The sequence below is a fragment of the Paracoccus sp. PARArs4 genome, from assembly GCF_947311865.1.
Classification (GTDB): domain Bacteria; phylum Pseudomonadota; class Alphaproteobacteria; order Rhodobacterales; family Rhodobacteraceae; genus Paracoccus; species Paracoccus zeaxanthinifaciens.
Genome location: NZ_CAMZMW010000001.1, coordinates 277,506 through 284,198, shown reverse-complemented (window position 1 = coordinate 284,198; position 6,693 = coordinate 277,506). Strand labels below are relative to the sequence as shown.

The window sequence follows — 6,693 nt, the reverse complement described above, 5'->3', positions numbered from 1 at the left end:
GAGCTCGACAGCATCGCTCGGGTGCACGGCTATCCATGTATGGTGGTCAGTGACAACGGCACGGAGCTGACCTCGAACGCCATCCTCAAATGGCAGGAGGAACGCCGGGTCGAACGGCACTGCATCGCACCGGGAAAACCGATGCAGAATGGCTCCGTCGAGAGCTTCAATGGACGGCTGCGTGACGAATGCCTCAATGAGTACCTGTTCGCCAATCTGCGCCACGCCCACGACCTGATCGAGGCGTGGCGCGACGACTACAACCACCGCCCCCACACGAGCCTCGACGGGCTCACCCCGTGGGAGTATCACCAACGGTCAGTAGAGGACCAAACCCTGGACAGAGCGAACTAAAGAACGCGGACTCTAAAGGGAGCAGGTCACGTAGCAGGTCACGACCAACATCTCACACTGTGCTCCCCGATGACCTCGGGGGCATCATCCGCATCAGTGTAAGGGGGTCATTTTTGGACGCCAATCACCCCACTACAGGGTCAAAATTGCACGCCGGTTCACACCAATGGAATGCTCACGCGCCACTTGCCCCATAGATATCCAGCAACAGGTCAGGATTCGAGCCTTCTCCCGCCAGTTCCGATTTGAGATCGTGAAGGATGGGCAGAAACTTCGACCGCCGCCCTTTCAGGTTCATATCGGACCCACCACGGGCCTCCAGGTCCTGCTCTGCTCTCTCGATAATGGCCAACAGGTCATCCGCCAGCGGGTCGACCCCGATTACCAATGCAGTCGGATCAACCAGGCGCCACCTTATCAAGCCTGCAAGTAGGAAAGGCGCGTAGTTGAACATCGTATACCGGCCGCCGATATTCCGTTGGAAGTCCGCAATGGTCCTCGTGGCCAACCTCTCCACGTCTTCTCGTTCGAGATGAGATGCAGCGTTGTCGGACCGAGACAGCATGAACGCCATGGCTGCGCTTTGGCGGTTCCAGACCCAATCCTCGATGGAGGAATCCAGAAGCAGTCGCATTGCTCTCGCTTCGTCCTCTTTGCTTCCGACGATGCGGCCAAGGCCCTGATATACGAGCACCCAACTTGCCTGATGTCTGACGAACGGATGGTCGCGTCCGGAAGCTTCGATACAGTCCATAAGCCACCTCGCGACGTCGCGGGGGCATCGGCGGAACTGCCAGCTGAGGAATTTGAGAGCCTCGTTGTCTTCCGTTCCGTAGCCGCCTTCGCCCCTCAGACGCCTTTCGGTAACCTCAAGCGCCTTGTTCGTCAGCAGTTCAAACCGCTCGAGGGAGTCTGCCGTGATATCCGCAGGCACGTCGCCATCGCTCGAGATGCAGTATTTACCGAAGGGACGCTGTGAGAGCTTCTGACGAAGGGTTGCCCAATCCGTGCGGCTGCGATCAGGTTCGGACTCGAGCAAAGTCAGCATGCCCGCCGAGCGGTCGCTGTCCTGCCATGCCTCCATGCCGCACGGAAGAACCAGGCGTTTGGGAATGGATACTTTCGTATCCAGGCTTGCGATGATGTCGGTCCAGGGCCTGTCCTCTTCCATCGCCTGATCCCAATCCACCGCGAAATTCCGGCCCAGGTCCGGCGCTTCCATGAGGATCCTCGCTCGCCCGGCGGCCGGTTTCTGTTCGACCCAGAGCGAAACGGCGACTTGTTGCTTCAATGGGGTTCCAAGCGAGACACTCGCCTTTCGGGGCCAGAGAGCTTCCTCTTTTCTGAGGTAGACCGAGACGCTCTCCTGCCCTGCCGGTATCGCCAGAGATGCTGCTTCAGGGCTTCTGTAGGTCCGTCCTGCTTCGAGCGTTTCTTCCTTCCGTATAAGGTCGAAATTCCTTGCGCCGTCCGATCCGAACACGATGGTGGACAACCGCGGCAGAAAGTCGAAAAAGACCGGCTCCCCGTCCCTTGAAGTCGTCAGTGAAATTGCCCGTGCCCATCATGGCCTCCTTGCCTCAAAGTTAGCGAAAAAGGCGTCCACGAAACATGGGGCTATCAGATCGACCTTCGGCGCGGCTTTGACCGGCTTGTAATAGACCGTCCGCCTCGGGATGCCGAGCGGGTTGGCGCGCAGCGAGTTCTCCATACCGCGCTTGGCATCATCGACCCAGCCCTCGATCTCCGAGGGTGTCAGGTCGTACGACCGGCTCGCCTCCGACACGGTCGTCTTGCCTTGGATGATCTCGATAACGAGCGCCGTCTTTCGCTTCACCGTCCACCGTTTGATGCTGTCTTCCATCGTCTTACTCATCGCTACGTTCTCCCTTGTAGCATGAGCAGAATTTCAGTGGGTCAATACACGGCCCCACTGGGGCCACGGTCCCTCCTCATCCGTGAAACGGCTCTTTCGAATGTGTCTGCTCCTTCAGTCTTGGCGCAGCCGCTACATCACGGCGAGGGATCTCGCGGGGGGGGCAGGTCAAATGGTGAAAATTTTAAATTATAGAATATTATATTCTAACTATTCGAAATTAACACTAGGGAAATGCAATCTACGCCAGTCTGCGGAATATAAATTCGCAGAGGTGCCGCATGGGTACGGTAAGTCAGAACCACTTTGGTGCAAACGTCATCTTCAATAGGGATGGTCTCGGCAATGAAGATGCTTTCAGCGCTACGCTGAAGGAAATCAACGTACACAATCTCCGCTATCCAGGCGGAGGTACAACGGAGGATCAAACTTGGCAAAATGGGGGGCTCGATAAGATATTCGCTGGGGCAAGTAGCATGAACGAAGGGGATGATATCATCTCGCTTAGAGAGTTCTTGTCGTATGCTTCAGAACATAATGCGAGCGTGTCAATCGTCATTCCCACGTTCCAGTTCTATAATCTGGTATCTAATGAATTCGATGAGATCGGGTTCGAACGTTATGTATTCGAACTTGAAGCTGCCCTATCGGATTTTCCAGCCGTCTCGATTAATAATCTGGAGATTGGCAACGAGTATTGGGGAAGTAAAAACTGGGGCGCATTTACCCCGGCGCAGTACGGCGAAGTGGCTAATCATCAGATTCCCTATCTTGACTCCATGATTGATCGCCTTGGCTCTCAGAACGAAGGCTGGTCAGAGCCTGCGATTGGCGTTCAAGCAGGAGCTCAATGGCGCGCGGAACAGAGAGAGGATGGGACCTGGTATGCCACTGGAGCACGAGAATCTGCGGCGATTCTAAATCAGATCAGCCCTGAGAACCTAGCGAAGGTCGGTTCAGTGATCCAGCACTCGTATCCCGATGCAAACGCCAGTGAGCAGAAGGTAGCTTGGGCCATGGATGCGATGAAGGTCTTTTTGCAGAATGAGCATGTCCCGGACGACATTCAGCTCTTCCTGACCGAATTCAATGTTGGCCTAAACACAGCCGTGGGGGTTGGCCAAGCATATTCATGGATCGATTCGTTCTCTCAGTTTGTAGATGCAGGCGTGACCGGGATCGATCACTGGGGCATCACGTATGATTGGTTGTCGAACAAGCTTTACGACAGCCGCTTTCCATCGCAGGAAAGCGCTGATGGAGAAGTGCTCGCCATCGCTACACCTACGGGGCAGATCTACGATATTGCTGAGAGCTATCTCATAGGCCTAGATCCAACGGACGGTCCGAGCGATGCACTTGCAGACGTGCTGCCAGAGCATCTGGCGACCACTTCCTTTTCTGGCGACAGCAGCGATGTCACGTTCATCTATAACGATGGTCTGACAGACGTTACGATTGACCTTAGCGATCTAAGTGATGAACAGCATTATGTAGTGCATTCGCTCGCTCCCGCTGATTCACCCTTCTCCACATGGTACGACGAGGCGCTTACCGAACCGGTCCCGGACGGCGAAATTGCAGATGCTCGCGGTGACATGAATGTCATATCTGGGCCAGCAGCCCTGTCAGAGCACCTCTTATCACCCAATGAGATGCTCGTAATCCTAGCCACCGATCCAGATGCAAACCTCATCTTGGAAGGTGCACACAACCAGACCGACCCATTTTCGGGCATGACCAATGATATCCTTGCAGGCGCTGCTGGGAACGACATCGTCCGGGGGCATGTGGGTGACGACGTTCTGAACGGAGGAGCAGGGCGAGACGTGCTCGTTGGCGGAGTTGGAGATGATACCCTGTCGGCGTCGAACGATGGCGGCGTTCTCATCGCTGACGCTGGCGATGACGAGGTGGCTGGCGGAGACGGAAATGACCTCATTGTCTTGGGTGATGGTAGTGGAACGGGCCTGATAAGCCTCGGAGAAGGTGGCGATCTTATCCTAATCGGCTCTGCGGAAGGCGCGCATATCAGCGGTTTTGGCGACGACGATTACGTTGGCCTTTGGGGGGCGTTCGAGCATGAGGATGCTCTTTTGTCCGCCAGCCGTGCAGATGGTGAAGATCTTGTGATTGATTTACCGACCGGAGGGCAAGTCGTATTCGAGGGCCAAGCTGACCGCCTCGAGACCTTCCCGGAACAAGTTATCGACTTTCGCTCCCAAGATGAGATTTTCGATATCACTGAAAGTTATCTGAATGGGTTGACCGATCTGCAAATCGAGGAGCTGTTCGGGTTTGATCAGTTGACCGAAGAGTTCCCGCAGCATCAAAATGTTTTGCCGAGTGAGGAAGGTGCGCTTCACTATCTCGATTGTATCGACGCGGTCATGGGGCGGATCGAATGGGTCGAGCATCGGCCGGATAATGATAGCGATGTCCCGGGTGATGATGTCGCTCGTCCGCCCTCAGGTCCAGGGGAACCCGAAGAAGTGAGTGGCGAGGATCCGTCTTCGGTCGTGGATGATGACCTGCCAGCCGAGGAGGAACCCGAAGAAGATGATCCTGCAATGTCCGAGCAGGCGGCCTGCTTTGTCGCTACTGCTGCATATGGCAATCGCCTTCATCCCGATGTGGTATCTCTGCGCCAGTTCCGGGATCGGCATTTGAAACGCTTTGGCCCTGGACGACTGTTCATTCGGTTCTATTGGGTCATCGGACCCAAGTTGGCGCGTCGCGTAAGATCGGAGGACGTGGCTGCAGCGATGGCGCGCATGCTTCTGACGGGCCTTGTTAAGTGCCTCCGCTCGCTGAAGATCGTGAACTAGCAACTGTGTCATCTCCCAAGGCTGGGTCTTCCACGGGATGCCCGACCGAATGATGGCAGTTGCGATTGTGACCGACCTGCGGAGGATAACGACAATGATTACCTTATGGAGTTTGCCGCGTACTCCAAAGGCTTGTATGGCTGGCTTCAGAACGGGGTTGTGAAACACTGCGGCCAAGGCGACTTGGAACAGGAAATGTCTTAGTGCACTTCTACCTCCGGCAATGTCCCTTTCGCCGGATAACCCCGTTCCGTGATCTGCGCGACAGCATCACGCTTAAAGTCGTCGGTGAAATGCCCGTGCCCATCATGGCCTCCTTGACTCAAAGTTTGGCTCACGACCCATTGATTTTTATTGAGGGTTCGTGAATCACCGCTTGAAAGAGTGCGGTGACGATGCCTGATCTTTTCTGGTTGAGCGATGCCCAGTGACCTGCCCCCGCGAGATCCCTCGCCGTGATGTAGCGTCTGCGCCAACACCGAAGGAGCAGACACATTCGAAAGAGCCGTTTCACGGATGAGGAGGGACCGTGGCCCCAGTGGGGCCGCGCAAGCCCGACGAACAAATATCGGGATGATCAACGAGCAGGATCGACGCACTGCGTCGACGGGATGCCGACAGCGGAGGTGTGCCGCAGGCGCGGCTTGAGCCCGGCTACGTTCTACTAGCTCACGGCCAAGTATGGCGAGATGGAGACGTCAGAGGCTGCGCGGCTAAAGGCCCTTGGGGAGGAGAATGCCAAGCTGGAGCGCCTGCTGGCGGACACCATGCTGGACAACGTTGTCCTGAAAGACATGCCGGGAAAGAGCTGACGGCATTGACCAGGTGGCGAGAGGCGACACTCAGGGCCATGCGGGATCATGACATCTCGCAGCGCAGAGCCTGCAAGCTGGTTGGTGTCGATCCGAAGACAGTCCGGGGGGGCGTTCACGCCGAACTGCGCCGAGATCCGCAAGGTGATACAGGAGATCGCCGGCAAGCGACGTCGCTCCGGCTATCGCCGGATCGGCGTCCTGTTGAACCACAAGAAGCTCTGCAGGAGCTATCACGAAGAAGAGCTGTCCGTGAAGCGGCGGCGTGGTCGGAAACGGGCGCGCGGTACGAGGACACCAATGCCAGCGTCAACGCGCACTGGTCGCTGGACTTCGTATCCGACAGCTTCGGTGCCTCACGTAAGTTCCAGATGCTCGCCGTGATCGACGACCGCACGCGGGAATGCATGTGCCTTGTTGCGGACAGCAGTCTGTCCAACGCACGGGTGACCCGGGAGCTAAACGCCTTGATCCGTGTCTATGGCAAGCCTGGTTGCATTGTCGGCGACAATGGCACCGAGTTCACCAGTCGGGCCATCCTGAAATGGGCCGACGGGAACGAGGTGCCGTGGCCCTAAATCGATCCGGGTAAGCCCCAGCAGAATGCGTTCATCGAAAGCTTCAGCGGCAGCCTACGTGATGAGCTGTTAAACGAGGAGATCTTCGACAGTCTGGACGATGCGCAGTGAAAACTGGTGCTCTGGCGCTACGACTACAGCACGGTCAGGCCGCACTCATCTCTGGCCAATCAGACACCGCAGCAAGCGCGCTGGACGGGGAACCGGAATACCTGAATCCAACCTGCAGGCTCTCGTCATCAATG

4 protein-coding genes and 1 pseudogene are annotated in these 6,693 nt (G+C 56.6%); 3 read left to right on the top strand and 2 right to left on the bottom strand.

What is annotated here, in order from left to right:
• On the top strand, nt 1-354 hold a 354-nt coding region (locus tag QMZ16_RS01475; RefSeq protein WP_282601825.1), incomplete at its 5' end, for an integrase core domain-containing protein.
• Between the two features lie 175 nt (nt 355-529).
• On the opposite strand, the gene QMZ16_RS01470 is transcribed toward QMZ16_RS01475, so the two are convergent.
• Together QMZ16_RS01470 and QMZ16_RS01465 are read right to left on the bottom strand one after the other, a co-directional pair.
• The gene (locus tag QMZ16_RS01470) at nt 530-1,576 is read right to left on the bottom strand and encodes a hypothetical protein (RefSeq protein ID WP_282601824.1); all 1,047 of its coding nucleotides are present in this window, start codon (nt 1,574-1,576) and stop codon (nt 530-532) included.
• Nucleotides 1,577-1,918: 342 nt separating this feature from the next.
• Nucleotides 1,919-2,230, bottom strand: a complete 312-nt coding sequence (locus QMZ16_RS01465) for a DUF1153 domain-containing protein (RefSeq protein ID WP_348984645.1) — start codon at nt 2,228-2,230, stop codon at nt 1,919-1,921.
• A 281-nt stretch (nt 2,231-2,511) separates the two neighbouring features.
• Here QMZ16_RS01465 and QMZ16_RS01460 point away from each other — a divergent pair, with 281 nt between their 5' ends.
• Both QMZ16_RS01460 and QMZ16_RS01455 read left to right on the top strand, forming a co-directional pair.
• Nucleotides 2,512-5,058 carry a calcium-binding protein gene (locus QMZ16_RS01460; RefSeq protein ID WP_282601822.1) on the top strand — a complete coding sequence of 849 codons (2,547 nt, stop codon included), beginning with the start codon at nt 2,512-2,514 and terminating at the stop codon, nt 5,056-5,058.
• 516 nt (nt 5,059-5,574) lie between these two features.
• A pseudogene (locus QMZ16_RS01455) lies at nt 5,575-6,684 on the top strand (IS3 family transposase); the annotation flags it as partial.
• Nucleotides 6,685-6,693: the final 9 nt, after the last annotated feature.

Bases quoted from the DNA above. Each gene is read 5' to 3' on its own strand.
- QMZ16_RS01460 (WP_282601822.1), top strand. From the start codon at position 2,512: ATGGGTACGGTAAGTCAGAACCACTTTGGTGCAAACGTCATCTTCAAT.
- QMZ16_RS01470 (WP_282601824.1), bottom strand. From the start codon at position 1,576: ATGGAAGCGCCGGACCTGGGCCGGAATTTCGCGGTGGATTGGGATCAG.
- QMZ16_RS01465 (WP_348984645.1), bottom strand. From the start codon at position 2,230: ATGAGTAAGACGATGGAAGACAGCATCAAACGGTGGACGGTGAAGCGA.